This window comes from Paenarthrobacter sp. NPDC091711, from assembly GCF_044756605.1.
In the GTDB taxonomy this organism is placed as follows: Bacteria; Actinomycetota; Actinomycetes; order Actinomycetales; family Micrococcaceae; genus Arthrobacter.
Map to the genome: position 1 here is coordinate 162,533 of NZ_JBIVTF010000009.1, position 17,723 is coordinate 180,255.

Below are 17,723 nucleotides of genomic sequence, written 5' to 3' on the forward strand. Positions count from 1 at the left end.
GGGAACCGTGCCAGCCGCCGTCGGGCGTGAACCGGGGACGAGCTAGTGTGCTGCCGGAACGTAACGCTTGATGGAAGCTTCCAGCTCGGCTTCGGCAGCGGCGCGGTCGCCCCAGCCTTCAGCCTTGACCCACTTGCCGGGCTCCAGGTCCTTGTAGCGAGTGAAGAAGTGCTCGATTTCCTTGATCAGGAATTCGCTGACGTCGCTGACTTCCTGGATGTGGTCGAAACGCGCGTCAACGGGGACGCAGAGGACCTTGGCGTCTCCGCCGCCGTCGTCGGTCATGTTGAAGACGCCGATGGGGCGGGATTCAACGATGACGCCGGGGTGGAGGTCGAAGTCCTGCAGGAGCACCAGTGCGTCCAACGGGTCGCCGTCTTCGCCCAGGGTGTTCTCGAAGAAACCGTAGTGCGTGGGGTACTGCATGGAGGTGAACAGGACGCGGTCCAGGCGGACACGGCCGGTTTCGTGGTCAACTTCGTACTTGACGCGCGATCCCTTGGGGATCTCGATGGTCACGTCGTGCTTCATGGAATGCTCCTTGACGGGGGTGGGTGGGGCGCGGCAGGCAAAAGCGCGGCCGGCGCCGCCGACTACTATTGAGGATATAGCGAGAGGCCCGGGTTTCTTGAACCGGCGGGGACATTTCAAGACTGACAGGACCAAGCGACTTCCATGATGGGCGTTAAAAACGGGGGTGCCCGCAAAGGGGATTCCCCGGCGTGGGGGCGTTTTACATGGCCGGTGCTGCTGACCACTGTTCTGTTGTGCCTTGGCGCCGTGGTGGCAACGGGAATGTTCCCGGGCCTGCTGAGCGTCCCAAAGCCTCCGGCTCCAGTCCCCGTCTGGCAGAAGGTGCCGGACCGCCTTTCCGAGGTCAACAGTGTGCTTCCCTTGGATGCCCGGGCGCCCTTGCCTGTGCCTGCCCAGGTGGCGAAACTCCTCGACGCCACGCTCAAACCAGATGGTGCGGGCAGCATCAGCGGCGTGGTGTTGGACGCATCCACCGGTCAAGTTCTCTTCGACCGGGACGCCAACGCCAACCGCATCCCGGCCTCGAACATGAAGCTGCTGACCGCCGTCGCCGCCTTGAAGGCGCTCGGTCCGGAATCCCGGTTCACCACCCGTGTGCTCGCATCCGATGATCCCTCCACAGTGGTGCTGACCGGGGGAGGGGATGTGCTGCTGGGTTCCGGCGCCTCAGAACCCACCGCCGTTCTTGGGCGGGCAGGACTCGCATCATTGGCTGCGGACACGGCTGCCGCTTTGGCCGCGGCCGGGGTGACGGGACCGGTCACCCTACGCGTTGACGACTCCCTCTTTACCGGCGCACCCCTCAACCCGGCCTGGAGCCTGGACGACGTCGCGGCCGGAGAGACCGCGCCGCTGTTCTCCTTGGCGTTGAACTCCGGCCGGTACAGCCCCGACGTTCTTACCGGACCCAGGCCCCAGGATTCCGCCATCACCACCGCGCAGGCGTTCGCCGAGCAGTTGGCGGCTGCCGGTGTTGCGGTGACTCCCGGCGTCGAACGCGGCAAAGGCCTCCCCGCCAAAGTGTTGGCTGCTGCCGAGTCGGCCACCGTCAGCGAGCAGGTGGACCTCATGCTTGAGTCCTCGGATAACTTCCTCGCCGAAGCGCTGGGGCGTATGACCGCCTTGGCGTCCGGCCAGGCTGGAACGTACGACGGCGCCACTGCGGCCGTGCGGCAAAGGCTGGGGGAGTTGGGGATCGCCACGGACTCGATGCAGTTGGCCGACGTTTCGGGCCTTGCCTTGGAGAACCAGGTCACCGCCCACCAGTTTGCCGAGGTTGTTCGCGCCATCACCAGCGGGCCGGACCTTGCCCTGCGGACCGCGCTCGACGGTTTCCCGGTAGCCGGACTCACCGGGACCCTGGATGACAGGTACCTCGACGCCGGAACATCCGAGGGCGCCGGGCTGGTACGCGCCAAGACCGGGACCCTGAATACCGTGATCGCGTTGAGCGGTTACGTGGTGGATGCTGATGGCCGGCTGCTGGTGTTCTCGTTCATCGGCAATGGGCTGGACCCCGGTGCTGCGGGCAACAAAGTGGCAATGGACCGTTCGGCGTCGGTACTTGCCGCGTGCGGATGCCGGGGCTGAGTCCTCCGCGCGGAGCGAACTTAAGGCTCACTGTCAGTCGCATGTGGTCTGATGGACCGTATGGTGTCATCTGCCCGAGATTCGTCAGCAGGGGCCCCGTCCCTGATCAATTGGGACCTGGCCGCCTCTACGGCTGCCCGGCTTGCCCCTCCCGGCCCGGAGCTGAGCGCCGGGGAGATTAGCAAGGCCGTGGATAATCTGCGCTTCAACGCGGATATCTCCGTCCCGCACGTGCACGACATCACCGGCTTGGATGCCGCGAGAGACCTGCGTGATTCGCACGTTCTTGTTGTGGACCGGGCCTCGTGGTCCAAGGCCAACACGCAGAGTTTCGCCGTGATGCTCCAACCCGCGCTGAAAAAGATGCTGGACAGCCGCAGCGGAGTGTCCATGACCCCCGCCGCAGCGGCCGCCAGCGGTGCCATCACCGGTGCCCAGCTCGGCACAGTGCTTGCGTTCCTCTCCAGCAAAGTCCTCGGCCAGTACGATCCTTTTGCCGCCCTGGCCCCGGATTCCAACGTTCCCCCGGGCGGCCGGCTCCTGTTGGTGGCGCCGAACATCATCTCCGTGGAGCGTGAACTCAACGTCCACCCGGACGACTTCCGTCTCTGGGTTTGCCTGCACGAACAGACTCACCGGGTCCAGTTCGCGGCCGCACCGTGGCTCCGGCACCACATGCTGGACGAGATCGAGAAGCTCAGCGGCAATCTTCTGGGCAACATGGATACGCTGGTTGAACGCGCCGGCGCTGTGGCCAAGTCCCTGCGGGACCGTAACCCCACCGAGAAGACGCCGGGCCGTGGCGCCATCCTGGACCTCCTCCAGAACCCGGAGGAAAAAGCGTCTCTGTCCCACATCACTGCCGTCATGAGCCTTCTTGAGGGTCACGCCAACGTGGTGATGGACGCCGTGGATTCGAGCATCGTCCCCTCCGTTAAGACCATTCGCCAGCGCTTCAATGAGCGCGGCAAGGACCGCGGCGTGGTGGAGAAGTTCATCCGCAACCTCCTGGGCCTTGACGCCAAGATGCGCCAGTACACCGACGGCGCCAAGTTTGTCCGCGAAGTGGTTGCCGTGGCCGGCATGGAGGGTTTCAACCACGTCTGGGAATCCGCCGAGTACCTGCCCACCGAAGAAGAGATCCACAACTCCAAGCTGTGGCTTGAGCGGATGGGGCTTTGAGCGTTCCTTCCGGTTCTGGCTCCGGCGTCGGTTCCGTAGCTGGTTCCGTGGCTAAAGGTCGACGCCGGCCAGGGCGTTTGGCGCCCGTCGTCGGCAAAGCGCGAAAGCAGTTGCAGAACGCCCTGGCCTCTGCGGGCTACCCCTCACATGTGCTGGTTGCCTGTAGTGGCGGCCCGGATTCCTTGGCTCTGGCCGCCATCGCCGCGTACTTCGCCAGGCGTGGCCACGTGGACGGACACCCGGTGAACGTTGCCGGTGTGGTGGTGGATCATCAGCTGCAGGAGGGCTCTGCGGAAGTCGCCTCCCGCACCGCCGCCGTGCTGGGCGAACTTGGTCTGTCTCCGGTGGAAGTGCGCACAGTGGACGTTGCGGCAACAGGCTTTGGGCCCGAGGCAGCGGCCAGGGATGCCCGTCACGCTGCGTTGGAATCCGCTGCTGATGACTTTGGCTGTGACGCGATCCTGCTCGGCCACACTTTGGACGACCAAGCAGAGCAGGTGCTTTTGGGCTTGGCCCGTGGGTCCGGAACGCGCTCGCTGGCCGGCATGCGGCCCGCCCGCGGCCGTCTGCTCCGGCCCTTCCTTGGACTGCGACGCGAAGAGTCCCTGGAAATCTGCGAGGTTGAAGAACTGAACCCCTGGCATGATCCGAGTAACGCCGATCCCGCCTTTGCCCGTTCCAGGACCCGGGTGGAAGTGATGCCGGTGTTGGAGGAAAAGCTCGGCCCGGGGGTCGCTGAATCGCTGGCGAGGACCGCTGCAATCCTGCAGCAAGACGCAGACTTCCTTGAAGACCTTGCCAACGAGACTTATCTCTCACTTGTCCAGCGGGAAGGCAGGGATGCGTGGCTTCCCGAAGACGCCGTCCGTGAGCTGCCTGCAGCGCTCCGGTTCCGCGTCATCGCGAAGGCGGCGGCCGACGTCGGCGGTCAACAACCCGGCTACGGGCGCCTTCACGCTGCGGAAGCGCTGCTTCGCCGGCAAGGGTCGGCGGGGCCCGTGGAGCTTCCCGGCCACGTCAGTGTGTACCGCTTATCACTCAATGATTTGGAGCAGGAACGCGCTGTTTCCGCGGGTGCTTCGTCGGCAGTTTCGGCGGGTGCTGCGGTTGACGGCGTTCCCCGACTGGCCTCCCCCTGTGGGAAGCTAGTATTCCGGCATCAGAAACCGTCCCAACAGTAGCCGCACCGAGCATCAAAACAGGAGCCATTGGTGGATTCAAACGACGTCCAGGCAGATCTCAAGCACGTTCTTTACACCAAAGAGCAAATCCAGACGCGTATCGCGGAACTTGCGGCGCAGATCGACAAAGACTACGAAGGCCGTGACATCCTCGTTGTCGGTGTCCTTAAGGGTGCGGTCATGGTCATGGCTGACCTGGCGCGTGCGCTGCACAGCCACGTGAGCATGGACTGGATGGCGGTCTCATCCTACGGCTCGGGTACTCAGTCCTCAGGTGTTGTCCGGATCCTGAAGGACCTCGACACCGACCTCATGGGCAAGGACGTCCTGATTGTCGAGGACATCATTGACTCCGGCCTGACCCTGTCCTGGCTCAAGTCCAACCTTGAATCCCGCGGCACGGCAAGCGTCGAAATCTGCACGGCTTTCCGCAAGCCGACCGCCGCCAAGGTGGAAATCGACGTCAAGTACGTCGGATACGACATCCCTAACGAATTCGTGGTGGGCTACGGCCTGGATTACGCCGAGAAGTACCGCAACCTGGACTTCGTGGGCACCTTGGCTCCGCACGTTTACGAGTAGGCCTCTCCGCTTCACCTCTTCACACCGCCGCCGCGCCCTTTTCCGCCGATTGCACCCGTAACCTCTGGTGCGCGTGGCGGGACTGGGTGCGGCGTTGGCGCTTAAGGGGTGCGATTGGCGGTGGCGGGCGCGTGTATCCGGTTCGTGAACCCTGCCGCTGCGGCAAGCCCTCGCGCTAAACTGGACCATGACCGGTGCCCCCGCCCGTCTCTTGACGTGGTTCGCCGTCATGGCGACTCTCCTCACGGCCTGCACTCCTGCGGTCGATCTCACTGAGACCGATTCCGGGCAGCCAATTGCGTCCTCGTCCGCTCCGTCAACGAACGCCACTCAAACTCCTGTGCCACCGCAGCCCGCCACGCCGCCGCAGCCCGCGCCGCCCGCACCTCCACCCGCTGTGCCTCAGGCCTTTGCCCTCAACCTTTACCAGGAGGGTGACTTCGTCCCGCAGTACACCTTTGACTGGTGTGTTGCCGCGAGCATCCAAATGGCACACAACCTCATCGATGACACCGGCGGTGGAACATGGGCGTCCTCCGCACAGCAAAGCGAGTTGTGGGAGATGGCCCGTGCGCGGTCCTCGAATTCATTCAACGGTGCCAACCCGAGGGGCTGGGCACAGGTGTTGACTGAAGTTGGAATGGGCCCGTACGCGGTGGTGAGTATTGCGAGTTACGAGGACGCGTTGCAGACGGCGTCGCGAGCAATAGCCGAAACTGGCCGGCCGGTGGGATTGGTCATGTGGAGCGGTCGGCACGCTTGGGTGATGAGCGGCTTTGAGTCCATGGGTGATCCCGCGCAGTTCGCGGAGTTCCAGGTGACGGGGATTCGTGTCTTGGATCCGCTCTACCCTCACGGCAGCGGGCAGTGGGGAGCCTCACCGGAGCCCAACAGTTTGCTCACTCCGGAGCAGCTGGCCACACAATTCGTGGTCCGTGAGCCCCGGCGCTGGAGCACGGACCTGCCCACTGGTTACCTGCTGGTGCTTCCAGTCGCAGCCTGACTCCGTTGGGTGCCCTGTTCCGCGCGCAGGCAACACTGCTCCGCATCACCAGAGCAACGCTCCGCATCACCAGAGCAACGCAGAAAACCCTGTTCCAGCACACGCAACGCGAGTATCCTGTGTACGCCCAGAGGGAACTTTTGCACTTTCCAATGCGTGAATTACTGGGAACGGTGTATAGCTTGAAACTGAAGCAGCACCACTCGCGCGCAGAAGTTGCGCCTTGCAGCACTACCAGGAGGGACGGGGCAAAACCCCGATCAGATGAAAGCTAAGAGTTTCTTCAAGGGCCCGGGCATCTGGATTGTTGTCGTTGTTGGCTTGCTCCTGGTGGCATTCGCAACACTGGCTCCGGGCGGTTCCACGCGCATTGACACCAAGGAAGGCCTCGAACTCCTTTCCCAAAGCGGGAAGGTTGAGCAGGCCAAGATTTTCGACGCCGAGAACCGCGTTGACCTGGTGCTTAAGGACAACCTGAACCTGGATGGCCAGGACAAGGGCAAGAACGTTCAGTTCTTCTACGTGACGGATCGTGGTCCGGACGTGGTCAAGGCTGTCACCAACGCCAACCCGGACAAGGGCTTCACGGACCAGCCGGTGGAGAATAACTGGTTCTCCGGTTTGTTCTCCTTGCTGATCCCTGTACTGCTCCTGGGTGTGCTTTTCTGGTTCCTGCTTTCGCGCATGCAGGGCGGCGGCTCCAAGGTGATGCAGTTCGGTAAGTCCAAGGCCAAACTGGTCAACAAGGACATGCCCCAGGTGACCTTCTCTGACGTCGCCGGCGCTGACGAGGCAGTGGAAGAGCTCCAGGAAATCAAGGAGTTCCTCCAGGAGCCGGCCAAGTTCCAGGCCGTTGGTGCCAAGATCCCTAAGGGTGTGCTGCTCTATGGCCCTCCAGGTACCGGTAAGACGCTGCTGGCACGCGCTGTTGCCGGTGAGGCCGGCGTTCCGTTCTTCTCCATCTCCGGCTCGGACTTCGTTGAAATGTTCGTCGGCGTTGGTGCTTCACGTGTTCGCGACCTTTTCGAGCAGGCCAAAGCAAGCTCCCCGGCCATCATCTTCGTTGATGAAATCGACGCCGTTGGACGTCACCGTGGTGCCGGCATCGGCGGCGGCAATGATGAGCGCGAGCAGACCCTGAACCAGCTCCTCGTTGAGATGGACGGCTTCGACGTCAAGACCAACGTCATCCTCATCGCTGCCACCAACCGGCCTGACGTCCTGGACCCTGCGCTGCTGCGCCCGGGCCGTTTCGATCGCCAGATCACCGTGGAAGCACCGGACATGATTGGCCGTGAACAGATCCTCAACGTCCACGCCAAGGGCAAGCCGATGGCGCCGGGAATCGATCTCAAGGGTGTTGCCAAGAAGACTCCCGGTTACACGGGTGCGGACCTGGCCAACGTCCTGAACGAAGCTGCGTTGTTGACTGCACGTTCCAATGCCAACCTGATTGACGACCGCGCGCTGGACGAGGCAATCGACCGCGTCATGGCAGGCCCGCAGAAGCGCAGCCGCGTCATGAAGGAACTCGAGCGCAAGATCACCGCGTACCACGAAGGCGGCCACGCACTCGTTGCTGCCGCATTGCGTAACTCCGCCCCGGTCACCAAGATCACCATCCTTCCCCGCGGCCGTGCTCTCGGCTACACCATGGTGATCCCTGAGGATGACAAGTACTCGGTCACCCGCAACGAGCTGCTGGACCAGATGGCCTACGCCATGGGCGGCCGTGTTGCGGAGGAAATCGTGTTCCACGACCCCTCCACAGGAGCCTCCAACGACATCGAGAAGGCCACCGCCACGGCCCGGAAGATGGTCACGCAGTACGGCATGAGCGAGCGTGTTGGTGCCGTGAAGTTGGGCCAGGGTGGCGGTGAGCCGTTCCTCGGCCGCGACGCCGCTCAGGAACGCAACTTCTCCGATCAGATCGCCTACGTTGTGGATGAGGAAGTTCGTCGTCTGATCGACCAGGCACATGACGAGGCTTACGCCATCCTCACGGAGAACCGCGACGTCCTGGACCGGTTGGCCTTGGAGCTGCTGGAGCGCGAAACCCTGAACCAGCAGGAAATCGCTGACATCTTCCACGACATCCGGAAGCGCGATTTCCGCGAGATCTGGCTGTCCAAGGAATCCCGTCCGGTGCAGTCGATTCCTCCTGTAGAGAGCCGCGCCGAGAAGGCTGAACGCGAAGCCCAGGAAGAGGCCAAGAAGGCCCGCTTGGACGAGCCTTTGGACGTCGTAGCCCCGCACGCCCAGGGAGTCAGCAGCCAGGATTCATTCCAAGCCCCGCAGCCCGACGGCGGCAACGACCACCCGCATCACGGCTAAGCTTTCTGCTGTGACTCATTTCGACGACGACGACGACGACCTCGCCGCCGCCCACGGTTCCGCCGCGGGCTCCACGCACGGCCACAAAGTGGACCGGCCGCGCATTGAAGCGGCTGTCCGCGAGATCCTCCTGGCAATAGGTGAAGATCCTGAGCGTGGGGGCCTCCTGGACACGCCCAAGCGTGTGGCCAAGGCTTACGCCGAGGTCTTTGCAGGTCTGCACCAGCACCCTGCGGATGTCCTCTCCACCACGTTTGACCTAGACCATGAAGAGCTTGTCCTGGTGAAGGACATTCCCTTCTACTCCACGTGTGAGCATCACTTGGTGCCGTTCCACGGAGTGGCGCATGTTGGTTATATTCCGTCACATGACGGCAAAGTGACCGGCCTGAGCAAGTTGGCGCGACTCGTGGATATCTATGCGCGGCGGCCTCAGGTGCAGGAACGCCTCACTACGCAGATCGTTGAGGCGCTTGTGAAGCACCTCAACCCCCGCGGCGCGATTGTCGTCGTCGAATGTGAACACATGTGCATGTCCATGCGCGGCATTCGCAAGCCCGGCGCAAAGACCGTCACCAGTGCGGTGCGCGGTCAACTCCATGACCCGGCCACCCGCGCCGAGGCCATGAGCCTCATACTCGGAAGGTAAAGCACTATGGACTCCCTCGCTGCAGCACCCGGAACCGGCCCGGCCACAAGCCCGTTGCCGATTCTCCGTAAACCGCGCCCCGCGGCCAGGTTCGAGGACCTGCCGACGGATCGCACGCTCGTTATGGGAATCCTCAATGTCACCCCGGATTCCTTCAGCGACGGCGGTACTCACCGGACACCGGACACTGCCATCGCGCTCGGCCTGCGGATGTTTTACGCAGGCGCGGACATCATCGACGTCGGTGGTGAATCCACCCGCTCGGGCGCTGAACCGGTTTCTCCGGAGGAAGAACAGAGTCGCGTCATCCCCGTGATTCAGGCGCTGGTGAAGGCCGGCGCGCTGGTCAGCATCGACACTATGCACACGTCCACCGCGGCGGCTGCCATTGAGGCGGGTGCGGCCATTATTAACGATGTCTCCGGTCTGACGATTGAACCGGACATGCCCGAGCTCGTTGCCCGGACCAAGGTTCCGTACATCCTGACGCACCGCCGTGGCGACGCCCGGACCATGGACAGCCTCACGGACTACAACAACGTGACCGAGGACGTGGTGGCGGAGCTCAGCGGCGTCCGCGACAAGCTGTACGCGGCAGGTGTTGCGCCGGAGCAGATCATCATCGATCCCGGCGTTGGTTTCTCCAAGAATGAAGAGCAGAACTGGGAAATCCTCCGGAACCTGGATCAGCTTTTCTCGCTGGGCCACAAGGTGATGGTTGCTGCTTCACGCAAGCGCTTCCTCGGTTCGCTTCTCACAGTGGCTGGAAAGTCGGCTGCACCCTTGGAGCGCGACGCCGCGACGGCTGCCATCACCGCTTTGAGCGCCACCAAGGGCGCTTGGGCTGTCCGCGTTCACGACGTCGGCCCCAGCCTTGACGCCGTCAAGGTTTCCGCCCGCATTTCCCGCTGATTGGATACCGCTGTGGACAGGATCACGCTGACCGGCGTCACCGCCGTCGGTTATCACGGGGTGTTCGATTTCGAACGCCGTGACGGCCAGCCCTTTGTTGTGGACGCCGTGCTGTACACGGACTTCACCAAAGCTGCTGAGACGGACGATCTGCAGTACACGGCTCATTACGGTGAAGTGGCTGAACTGATTACCAAGCACATCGAGGGCGAGCCCTTGAACCTCATTGAGGGCTTGGCGGTCCGGATTGCCGAGGGCATCCTTGAGAACTACAAGGTAGCGGCCGTTGATATCACCGTTCACAAACCCAAGGCGCCCATCGAGGTCCCGTTTGGCGACGTAACTGTCAGCGTCCATCGGGAGAGACCATGAGTGCCGGCTATACCAAGGCCATCGTGGCCCTTGGCAGCAACCTGGGGGAGCGCAACGACACACTTTCCACAGCCGTGGCGGATCTGGTGGACCCGCCGGAGGTGCGCCTCTTGGGTGTCTCGCCGGTGGTGCAGACCAAGGCTGTGGGCGGTCCCGAGGGCCAACCTGATTTCCTGAACATGGTCATGGCTGTGGAGACCACGCTGACTCCAATGGAGCTCCTGGAGCACTGCCATGCTGTCGAGCAGAAGCATCACCGCACCCGTGAGGTTCGCTGGGGTCCCAGGACGCTGGATGTGGACATCATCCTGTTCGGCGACACTGTCAGCGAAGACCCCGTTCTGACCATTCCGCATCCGCGGGCAGCTGAACGGGCTTTCGTGCTCTACCCGTGGTCCCTGCTGGAGCCGCACGCCACACTGAACGGCCGGAGCGTGGCTGAACTCGCCGCCGTCGCCGCTGACATGCCTGACATCCGGCGCTTCGACGGTTTCGGTGACGTGGCTGGTGTACCGGCAAACGGGGCAGTGGAGCAGTCATGAAGGCAATGCGCCCGGTAGTTCTTTTGCTCATCGCCGTCATCGCCGCCGTGATTGGTTGGTTGGCCACACTCACCACCAACCGTTTCAGCATGCCAACCCCTGTGTTGCCGGTCTCGGCGCTCATCACCATGGCGGTCATCGCCGGGCTGACGCTGATCATGGGCATCCGTGTGCTGCGTTGGCGCAACGGCAAGAAGAAGAACCTGCTCAACCCGATCCTGGCGGCAAGGACGTTGATTCTGGCCCAGGCCTGCGCTTACGCCGGGACTCTGCTTCTTGGCTGGCATGCGGGGATCGCGGTGGATCTTCTCCGTATTGGCGGTTTGCGCGGAGGTGAGGGCGTTCTGTGGAACGCCCTGCTGATGGGTGGCGGTGGCGTGGTAATGGTTGTCGTCGGAGTGGTGGTGGAGAGGTTCTGCCGGATCCCACCCGAGGATCTCGAAGGTGGTACCGCCGGACCGGAAACCCGCCGCGGCGAAACTAAAGGTGAAGGCGAATATGCATACCGAGGCGATTGACCCTCCCGGCGTCCAGTGGCTGCGGGTGTCCCCGAAGTACGTCACGGTTCGCTTGGTGGAGTGGGCCATCGGCAATGTCATCTTGCTGGCGGTCCTCAGTTTGCCTCTTGTTTTTGTGCTGCTTGGCTGGTGGCGGTGGCCGCCGTTGTGGCTGGCCATCACGGTCCCCGCGGTGATGTTGGTGTTGGCGCTGTGGCGGCTGGTGTTGATTCCCCGCCAAGTACGTGCAATCGGCTATGCCGAGCGCGATGACGACCTCCTCATCCGCCGTGGCATCTTCTTCCAGCGAACCATGGTGGTCCCTTACGGCCGGATGCAATACGTGGACGTCGCGGTTGGTCCCGTTGAACGCAGCCTGGGGCTGTGCACCCTTAAACTCCACACGGCCTCGGCGGGAACCAACGCGCACTTGCCTGGGCTTCCCTCAGCAGAAGGGGCACGCTTGCGCGAGCAGCTTTCGGCTCGCGGAGAAGCCAGGTTGGCCGGGCTGTGAGCCTGGAGAACGACGCCACTGAGAGCCTCCCTGGCAAGCCGGAACCAACGGTCGACGGCGATTGGAACCGCGTCCACCCTGCGTCACCGTTCGTTCGGGGCTGGGTGGCGCTTGCCGCCGTCGGGTTCTTCTTTGGCCGTGATGCTTTCGAGCGGATGCTGCAGGGCCGGGATTTCATGGATCCGAACCTCAGCGGCCGGGTGCCGTGGCTTCTGGCTGGCGGCGCCGTGGTGTTACTGCTGACGGTAGGCGGTTTCATTCTCAGCTGGTACTTCACCCGCTATCAAGTGGCTGAGGGGTATGTCCGCGTCAACACCGGCTTCCTGTTCAAGCAGCAACGGCAGGCCAGGCTGGACCGCGTACAGGCAATCGACATAGTGCAGCCGCTTTTGGCACGCATCTTCGGGCTCGCTGAACTCAAGTTTGAAGTGGCCGACGCCGGCGAATCGGCCGTGCGCCTGGCTTACCTTCCGCTGGACAAGGCAAAAAAGCTGCGTGCCACCATCCTTGCGCGGGCGGCAGGTGTGGTCAGCGGACCAGAGACCACGGAGGAAATTCCGGAAGCTCCCGAGCATGTTGTGTTGTCCGTGCCGCCGTCCCGTCTCGTCGGGTCCTTGCTTCTCAGCGAGCAGACCGTCGGAATCCTGGCGGGCGCGGCCGTGGTGGTTGCAGTCTCCGTTTTCACGCAGAACCAGACGCTCTTTCTGGCGCTTATCCCCGGCGTCCTGGGAATCGGCGCAGCGTACTGGAGCTCCTTCAACAAGGGTTACAACTTCACGGCGGCAATTTCGCCGGACGGTATCCGACTCCGCTACGGTCTCCTGGATACACAGGCGCAGACTGTGCCACCCGGACGTATTCAGGCGCTCATGGTGACCCAACCGCCGCTGTGGAGGGTTTTCGGTTGGTACCGGATCCACGTGAACGTCGCGGGGTATGGAGTGTCAGGGAGTACCGAAGGTGCTGCCCGCACCATGCTGCTGCCCGTTGGCCTGAAGCCGGACGTTTTGCGGATGATGTCGTTGGTGTTGCCTGATCCTGGAGTTGAGGATCCGGAACAGGTATTCACTGCAGGGCTTGACGGGCTGGGGCCGGTGGAAACCAGCTCATCGACGAGCGATGGCTTCACAACCACTCCCCGCCGTGCACGCTTGCTGGCCCCGCTGGGCTGGCGACGCAACGGATTCCTTGCCACCAAAACGGCGTTGCTGATCCGTTCCGGTCGCTGGTGGCACACGCTGGTGATGGTTCCGCATCAGCGGACGCAATCCATGGCCCTGCACCAAGGCCCATGGGCGAGGCGATTCGGTGTGGCTGATCTTGTCCTCCACACCACTGCCGGTCCCGTTTCTCCGCGAGTGTTCCAAGCGGGCGTAGAGCAGGCTGTGGAACTTTTCGATCAGCAGTCTGCCCGGGCCAGGGAAGCACGGAAGCGGCAAACCAGCGAACAATGGCTGGCTCAGGTGGCTCCGCAAGCCCCGGAGGTCGCCGCCACTCTGGCAGAAGAACCCGCGCAGCCCGGCCAACCCGCGCAGCCCGGCCAACCAGCGCAGCCGGAATCAGACATGCATCCCCGTACTTCACCACAACAGGAGGAACGCCACGATGGCTAGGCCAGGAAGACTCGGTGTCGGAATCATCGGCGCCGGCAAGGTGGGTGCCGTCCTTGGTGCCGCTTTGCGCGCGGCCGAGCACGCCGTCGTCGGAGTTTCTGCTGTGTCCGAGGCGAGCCGCGAGCGGGCAGAGACCCTGTTGCCCGGCGTTCCGGTCCTGGAAATCCAGGACATCGTGGAACGCTCCGAGCTGGTACTGCTGGCCGTCCCTGACGATGCCTTGGGTGAGTTGGTCGCGGGACTGGCCAAGCTCGGCGCCTGGCAGCCCGGGCAGCTGGTGGCGCATACGTCAGGCCGGTTCGGCGTCGGAATCCTCAACCCGGTCCGGGCAGCGGGTGCGATTCCGCTGGCCCTGCACCCGGCCATGACCTTTACCGGCATGAGCTTGGACCTGACCCGGCTCCTGGACTGCACGTTCGGTGTCACGGCCGACGCTGCCATGCTTCCGATCGCCCAGGCCCTTGTGGTGGAGATGGGTGCGGAACCCGTGGCCATTGCTGAGGCCGATCGCACGCTCTATCACGCATCACTCGCGCATAGCTCGAACCACATGGTCACGCTGGTGGCGCAGGCGTCGCAGATGCTGCGGGAGATCGGCGTCGAGAATCCTGAGTCCATGCTTGGCCCGCTGTTGCGCGCGACGCTGGAGAACGCGCTTGCCTCCGGTGAATCCGCACTGACCGGTCCCGTGGCGCGTGGGGATGTCGGCACCGTTACGGCTCATGCCCAGGCTCTGAAAGAGTACGACGGCGGTGCGGGCGGCGATGTACTCGCGGCCTATCAAGCCATGGCGCAGGCCACCGCCCGCCGGGCGGTAAACCGCGGACTGCTGCGCCCGGAACAACTGGATGAGATTGACGAAGCTTTGGGCACCGACCCCAAGGCGCCGGAAGGAAACTGAACAGCATGGCCATCAAACTCGTGACCACTGCGGCGGAACTGCGCGCCGAAAGTGCCCGGCTCCTGGCTCTTAAAGGCGGACATTCCCAAGGCTTGGTGCCCACCATGGGCGCACTGCACTCAGGCCACGCCGCCCTGGCCCGGACTGCCGTGGCGGAGAATGACGTGGTGGTGGCCACCATTTTCGTGAACCCCTTGCAGTTCGGTGATGCTGTGGACCTGGACCGCTACCCACGCACGCTCGACGCCGACATGGCCCTGCTTGATGCCGAAGGCGTGGACTTGGTTTTCGCGCCGTCCGTGGACGAGGTGTATCCCGGCGGCCAGCCGCTGGTGCGGGTGACGTCCGGCCCCCTGGGCGATAAGTGGGAAGGCGCCTCACGCCCCGGGCACTTCGACGGCGCCCTCACAGTGGTGGCCAAGTTGCTGCATTACGGACTCCCGGGAGGAGTTGCTGCGGACGGCACGACGGCGGCCTACCGGGCGTACTTCGGCCAGAAGGACGCACAACAGTTGGCGTTGGTGAAGCGTATGGTTGCGGACCTGAACTTCCCTGTGGAGATCGTTCCTGTACCCATCGTTCGGAGCGAGGACGGTTTGGCGTTGTCGAGCCGCAATCGCTTCCTCTCGGATGAGGAGCGCGACGCTGCCCTGGTATTGTCGCGGGCTTTACGCCTCATTGAGTCCCGCGCGAATGCGCACCAACCGCTTGACCTCGATTCCGCCGTCGCGCTTGTTGAATCCCAGCCGCTGGTGGAACTGGACTACTTCGACGTCGTTGATCCCACCACGCTGGAACCGCTCGCAGAGAACTGCAAGGAGACCCCCTTCCGCGGTGAGGGTCTGGCGATCATCGCCGCCAAGGTGGGGCCGGTGCGGCTCATCGACAACGCACCTTTGTTCTCCTAGCGTTAGGAATTTTTCTACTGACGGGAATTGGATGGGCGTTTAGACTGTTTTAGTCTTCACCGGCACAGATCGCCGGACACCAAATCCAAACCTTGGGGAATCCTCATGTCTACCGACGTCACGTCCGACGCCAACGGCAATCCTGAATCCGGCGCTTCCGGTACCGTCACCTCCGCAGAGGCGGCACCACCGCAGGCCCCGGCGTCGCAGGCGCCGGTTTCGAACGCCCCGGTCTCGAACGCTCCGGTGTCCGGGAAGATGTCCCGTGAATCCGTCACGGTTATTGTCACGTTGCTTGTTGCCACGTTCGTGGTGATCCTCAACGAGACCATCATGAACGTCGCCCTCCAGCGACTCATGATCGACCTTCAGGTGAGCGCTTCCACCGTGCAGTGGCTGGCTACCGGCTTCATGCTGACCATGGCCGTGGTCATCCCCACCACTGGATTCATCCTGCAACGGATGAGCACCCGCGGTGCCTTCATGCTGGCCATGGGACTCTTCAGCGGCGGAACCCTCATGGCAGCACTGGCACCGGGATTCCTGGTGTTGCTGCTGGCACGCATTGTCCAGGCCGGTGGTACCGCCATCATGCTGCCGCTGCTGATGACCACCATCCTTACGCTGGTGCCGATGTCCAAACGTGGTGCCGTCATGGGCAACGTCAGCATCGCCATCTCTGTCGCTCCGGCCATGGGCCCCACCGTTTCCGGCATCATCTTGGACAACTTCTCGTGGCGCTTCATGTTTGTCTTCGTGTTGCCCGTTGCCCTGGCTGCTTTCGCGATCGGGGCCAAGTACCTCACCAACGTGGGGGAACGCGAGAAGACTTCTCTGGACGTTCCCTCGGTGATACTCACCGTGCCTGCGTTTGGTGGCCTGGTGTACGGCCTGAGCCAGATCGGCGGCGCCGAGGCCGGCGTTGTTCCCGTCATTGCACTGGTGGTTGGCGTCCTCTGCTTGGCACTGTTCGTCTTCCGGCAGCTCAAGCTTCAGAAGTCCGAGTCCCCGCTGTTGGACCTTCGCGCCTTCAAGTTCCGCATGTTCACGGTGTCCACCCTGCTGATGGTCGTTGCAATGATGGCCTTGTTCGGCGGAGTGATCCTGTTGCCGCTGTACCTTCAGAACACCCTGCACCTTCAGCCCTTGGAGACCGGACTGGCTCTGCTGCCGGGTGGTTTGGCCATGGGCTTGCTGGGACCGGTTATCGGGCGGATCTTCGACAAGGTGGGTCCATTGCCGCTGACCGTCACAGGTTCGGTGCTTATGGTCCTCACCCTCTGGCAGTTCTCGCGTCTGGATGAGGGAAGTTCGCTTGGCTGGGTTATTGCCCTGCACGTCACCCTGAGCCTTGGCCTGGCACTGCTCTTTACTCCGGCCTTCACCACTGGCCTGAACCCACTTCCGCCGCACCTTTACTCCCACGGCTCCGCAATCATCAGCACCGCGCAACAGGTTTCCGGTGCAGCTGGTACGGCATTGCTCGTGTCCATCTATGCCGTGGTTTCCGCGTCGTCGGGTCTGGTGGCCGGCATGCAGGCGGCCTTCCTGGCCGCGACCATTATCGCCGTAGCCGCAGTGGTCCTCGGCGCCATGATGCGCAAGACCGAAGGGGCCGGAGGGCACGGGGGTCACTAAACTTCCGTTCGCCCCCCGACGCTCTCTCACATCCCTCGGGTTTGAACACATCGCTCTCTCACTTTGGTGGGGGAGCGTTGTTGTTTAACGACGGGGCGGCCGTCTGGCTGTGAGGTTCGACGGCGGTGGCTGGCTTTTGCGTTTGTGGCGGCAGGTGGGTGACGGCAATTATCGCTTGCGCGCTCGGTGGTCCCTCCTGTTGGGGCGCTCTGCCTGATAGCCGCCACCCCCTTTTGGACGCTCTCTCACATCCCTCGGGTTTGGGCGCGTCGCTCTCTCACTTTTTGGGGGGGGTGCGTTGGTGTTTTAGGGGTTCGACGGCGGCGTGTTGGTTGTTGGGGTTGTCGGCTGGTGTCCGGTGGTTGGTTTGTGTGACGGGCTTCACTGGAACTTGTCGTTGTTGTTTTGGGGTGGTTTTGGGGTGTGGTGGGGTTGTTTTCGTTGTGTTGGCGGGGTTTTTGGGTGGTGTTGGTGTGGATTTGGTGTGGGGGTTGGGCGCGTGTAAAGTTATTCGAGTCGCCGCCGCTGATGCGGAAAGATAGCGACCGACTCCCTTTCAATTCACCGGTTCCGGTAGTGCTTTTGTGTGCTTCTGGTTGGTGTGGGAGGCCCGGGTTTTGGTTTGCTTTGTGCGGCTGGGTCGGGTAAGTTTGAAAAGTTGCTCCGGAGCGATTCTGGGACCTGTGAGGGTTCTGGTTGGTACTGCTTTGGAATAGTGACCTGTTGTTTGAGAACTCAATAGTGTGCCAAGTTTGTTGATGCCGATTGTTT

18 protein-coding genes are annotated in these 17,723 nt (G+C 62.9%); 16 read left to right on the forward strand and 2 right to left on the reverse strand.

What is annotated here, in order from left to right:
* Window positions 1-42: 42 nt before the first annotated feature.
* Window positions 43-531 carry an inorganic diphosphatase gene (locus ACIQH5_RS14985; protein ID WP_024818962.1) on the reverse strand — a complete coding sequence of 163 codons (489 nt, stop codon included), beginning with the start codon at window positions 529-531 and terminating at the stop codon, window positions 43-45.
* Window positions 532-678: 147 nt separating this feature from the next.
* On the opposite strand from ACIQH5_RS14985, the gene dacB reads away from it, so the two are divergent.
* The 16 genes from dacB to ACIQH5_RS15065 all read left to right on the forward strand — a co-directional run bounded on the left by dacB (window position 679) and on the right by ACIQH5_RS15065 (window position 16,952).
* Complete coding sequence (gene dacB / locus ACIQH5_RS14990; RefSeq protein ID WP_400404707.1) at window positions 679-2,124, forward strand: D-alanyl-D-alanine carboxypeptidase/D-alanyl-D-alanine-endopeptidase; 1,446 nt, start codon at window positions 679-681, stop codon at window positions 2,122-2,124.
* Window positions 2,125-2,184: 60 nt separating this feature from the next.
* Window positions 2,185-3,306, forward strand: a complete 1,122-nt coding sequence (locus ACIQH5_RS14995) for a zinc-dependent metalloprotease (RefSeq protein WP_400404660.1) — start codon at window positions 2,185-2,187, stop codon at window positions 3,304-3,306.
* 110 nt (window positions 3,307-3,416) lie between these two features.
* On the forward strand, window positions 3,417-4,487 hold the full coding sequence (gene tilS / locus ACIQH5_RS15000) for a tRNA lysidine(34) synthetase TilS (protein ID WP_400404710.1): 1,071 nt from the start codon (window positions 3,417-3,419) through the stop codon (window positions 4,485-4,487).
* Between the two features lie 30 nt (window positions 4,488-4,517).
* Window positions 4,518-5,069: a hypoxanthine phosphoribosyltransferase gene (hpt, locus tag ACIQH5_RS15005; protein ID WP_026540856.1), complete on the forward strand. Its 552-nt coding sequence runs from the start codon at window positions 4,518-4,520 to the stop codon at window positions 5,067-5,069.
* Window positions 5,070-5,256: 187 nt separating this feature from the next.
* On the forward strand, window positions 5,257-6,072 hold the full coding sequence (locus tag ACIQH5_RS15010; RefSeq protein WP_400404662.1) for a hypothetical protein: 816 nt from the start codon (window positions 5,257-5,259) through the stop codon (window positions 6,070-6,072).
* Between the two features lie 264 nt (window positions 6,073-6,336).
* The gene (gene ftsH / locus ACIQH5_RS15015; RefSeq protein ID WP_400404665.1) at window positions 6,337-8,406 is read left to right on the forward strand and encodes an ATP-dependent zinc metalloprotease FtsH; all 2,070 of its coding nucleotides are present in this window, start codon (window positions 6,337-6,339) and stop codon (window positions 8,404-8,406) included.
* 10 nt (window positions 8,407-8,416) lie between these two features.
* Window positions 8,417-9,055 (forward strand): GTP cyclohydrolase I FolE, encoded by a 639-nt coding sequence (folE, locus tag ACIQH5_RS15020; protein ID WP_400404667.1) that lies wholly within the window; start codon window positions 8,417-8,419, stop codon window positions 9,053-9,055.
* Window positions 9,056-9,061: 6 nt separating this feature from the next.
* Window positions 9,062-9,967, forward strand: a complete 906-nt coding sequence (gene folP, locus ACIQH5_RS15025; protein WP_400404670.1) for a dihydropteroate synthase — start codon at window positions 9,062-9,064, stop codon at window positions 9,965-9,967.
* A gap of 12 nt (window positions 9,968-9,979) precedes the next feature.
* Window positions 9,980-10,339 (forward strand): dihydroneopterin aldolase, encoded by a 360-nt coding sequence (gene folB / locus ACIQH5_RS15030; protein ID WP_400404672.1) that lies wholly within the window; start codon window positions 9,980-9,982, stop codon window positions 10,337-10,339.
* Window positions 10,336-10,881, forward strand: a complete 546-nt coding sequence (gene folK, locus ACIQH5_RS15035) for a 2-amino-4-hydroxy-6-hydroxymethyldihydropteridine diphosphokinase (protein WP_400404674.1) — start codon at window positions 10,336-10,338, stop codon at window positions 10,879-10,881. The genes folB and folK overlap by 4 nt, the downstream gene beginning before the upstream one ends.
* Window positions 10,878-11,399 (forward strand): DUF3180 domain-containing protein, encoded by a 522-nt coding sequence (locus ACIQH5_RS15040; protein ID WP_400404676.1) that lies wholly within the window; start codon window positions 10,878-10,880, stop codon window positions 11,397-11,399. The genes folK and ACIQH5_RS15040 overlap by 4 nt, the downstream gene beginning before the upstream one ends.
* Window positions 11,380-11,892 (forward strand): PH domain-containing protein, encoded by a 513-nt coding sequence (locus tag ACIQH5_RS15045; protein WP_062072465.1) that lies wholly within the window; start codon window positions 11,380-11,382, stop codon window positions 11,890-11,892. Before ACIQH5_RS15040 ends, ACIQH5_RS15045 begins: the two co-directional genes overlap by 20 nt.
* Window positions 11,889-13,505, forward strand: coding sequence for a PH domain-containing protein (locus ACIQH5_RS15050; protein WP_400404678.1), 1,617 nt, complete (start codon window positions 11,889-11,891; stop codon window positions 13,503-13,505). Before ACIQH5_RS15045 ends, ACIQH5_RS15050 begins: the two co-directional genes overlap by 4 nt.
* Complete coding sequence (locus ACIQH5_RS15055; RefSeq protein ID WP_400404680.1) at window positions 13,498-14,406, forward strand: Rossmann-like and DUF2520 domain-containing protein; 909 nt, start codon at window positions 13,498-13,500, stop codon at window positions 14,404-14,406. The genes ACIQH5_RS15050 and ACIQH5_RS15055 overlap by 8 nt, the downstream gene beginning before the upstream one ends.
* Window positions 14,407-14,411: 5 nt before the next feature.
* Window positions 14,412-15,314, forward strand: a complete 903-nt coding sequence (gene panC / locus ACIQH5_RS15060; RefSeq protein ID WP_400404683.1) for a pantoate--beta-alanine ligase — start codon at window positions 14,412-14,414, stop codon at window positions 15,312-15,314.
* Between the two features lie 105 nt (window positions 15,315-15,419).
* The gene (locus ACIQH5_RS15065; protein WP_400404685.1) at window positions 15,420-16,952 is read left to right on the forward strand and encodes a DHA2 family efflux MFS transporter permease subunit; all 1,533 of its coding nucleotides are present in this window, start codon (window positions 15,420-15,422) and stop codon (window positions 16,950-16,952) included.
* 556 nt (window positions 16,953-17,508) lie between these two features.
* Here the strand turns inward: ACIQH5_RS15065 and ACIQH5_RS15070 are convergent.
* On the reverse strand, window positions 17,509-17,723 hold a 215-nt coding region (locus tag ACIQH5_RS15070), incomplete at its 5' end, for a hypothetical protein (protein WP_400404687.1).

Excerpts from the sequence above, each read along its gene's own strand:
- panC (WP_400404683.1), top strand. The coding sequence starts at position 14,412 with ATGGCCATCAAACTCGTGACCACTGCGGCGGAACTGCGCGCCGAAAGT.
- ACIQH5_RS14985 (WP_024818962.1), bottom strand. The coding sequence starts at position 531 with ATGAAGCACGACGTGACCATCGAGATCCCCAAGGGATCGCGCGTCAAG.
- ACIQH5_RS15055 (WP_400404680.1), top strand. The coding sequence starts at position 13,498 with ATGGCTAGGCCAGGAAGACTCGGTGTCGGAATCATCGGCGCCGGCAAG.
- ACIQH5_RS15065 (WP_400404685.1), top strand. The coding sequence starts at position 15,420 with ATGTCTACCGACGTCACGTCCGACGCCAACGGCAATCCTGAATCCGGC.
- dacB (WP_400404707.1), top strand. The coding sequence starts at position 679 with ATGGGCGTTAAAAACGGGGGTGCCCGCAAAGGGGATTCCCCGGCGTGG.
- ACIQH5_RS14995 (WP_400404660.1), top strand. The coding sequence starts at position 2,185 with ATGGTGTCATCTGCCCGAGATTCGTCAGCAGGGGCCCCGTCCCTGATC.
- ftsH (WP_400404665.1), top strand. The coding sequence starts at position 6,337 with ATGAAAGCTAAGAGTTTCTTCAAGGGCCCGGGCATCTGGATTGTTGTC.
- folK (WP_400404674.1), top strand. The coding sequence starts at position 10,336 with ATGAGTGCCGGCTATACCAAGGCCATCGTGGCCCTTGGCAGCAACCTG.
- ACIQH5_RS15040 (WP_400404676.1), top strand. The coding sequence starts at position 10,878 with ATGAAGGCAATGCGCCCGGTAGTTCTTTTGCTCATCGCCGTCATCGCC.
- folP (WP_400404670.1), top strand. The coding sequence starts at position 9,062 with ATGGACTCCCTCGCTGCAGCACCCGGAACCGGCCCGGCCACAAGCCCG.
- ACIQH5_RS15010 (WP_400404662.1), top strand. The coding sequence starts at position 5,257 with ATGACCGGTGCCCCCGCCCGTCTCTTGACGTGGTTCGCCGTCATGGCG.
- ACIQH5_RS15045 (WP_062072465.1), top strand. The coding sequence starts at position 11,380 with ATGCATACCGAGGCGATTGACCCTCCCGGCGTCCAGTGGCTGCGGGTG.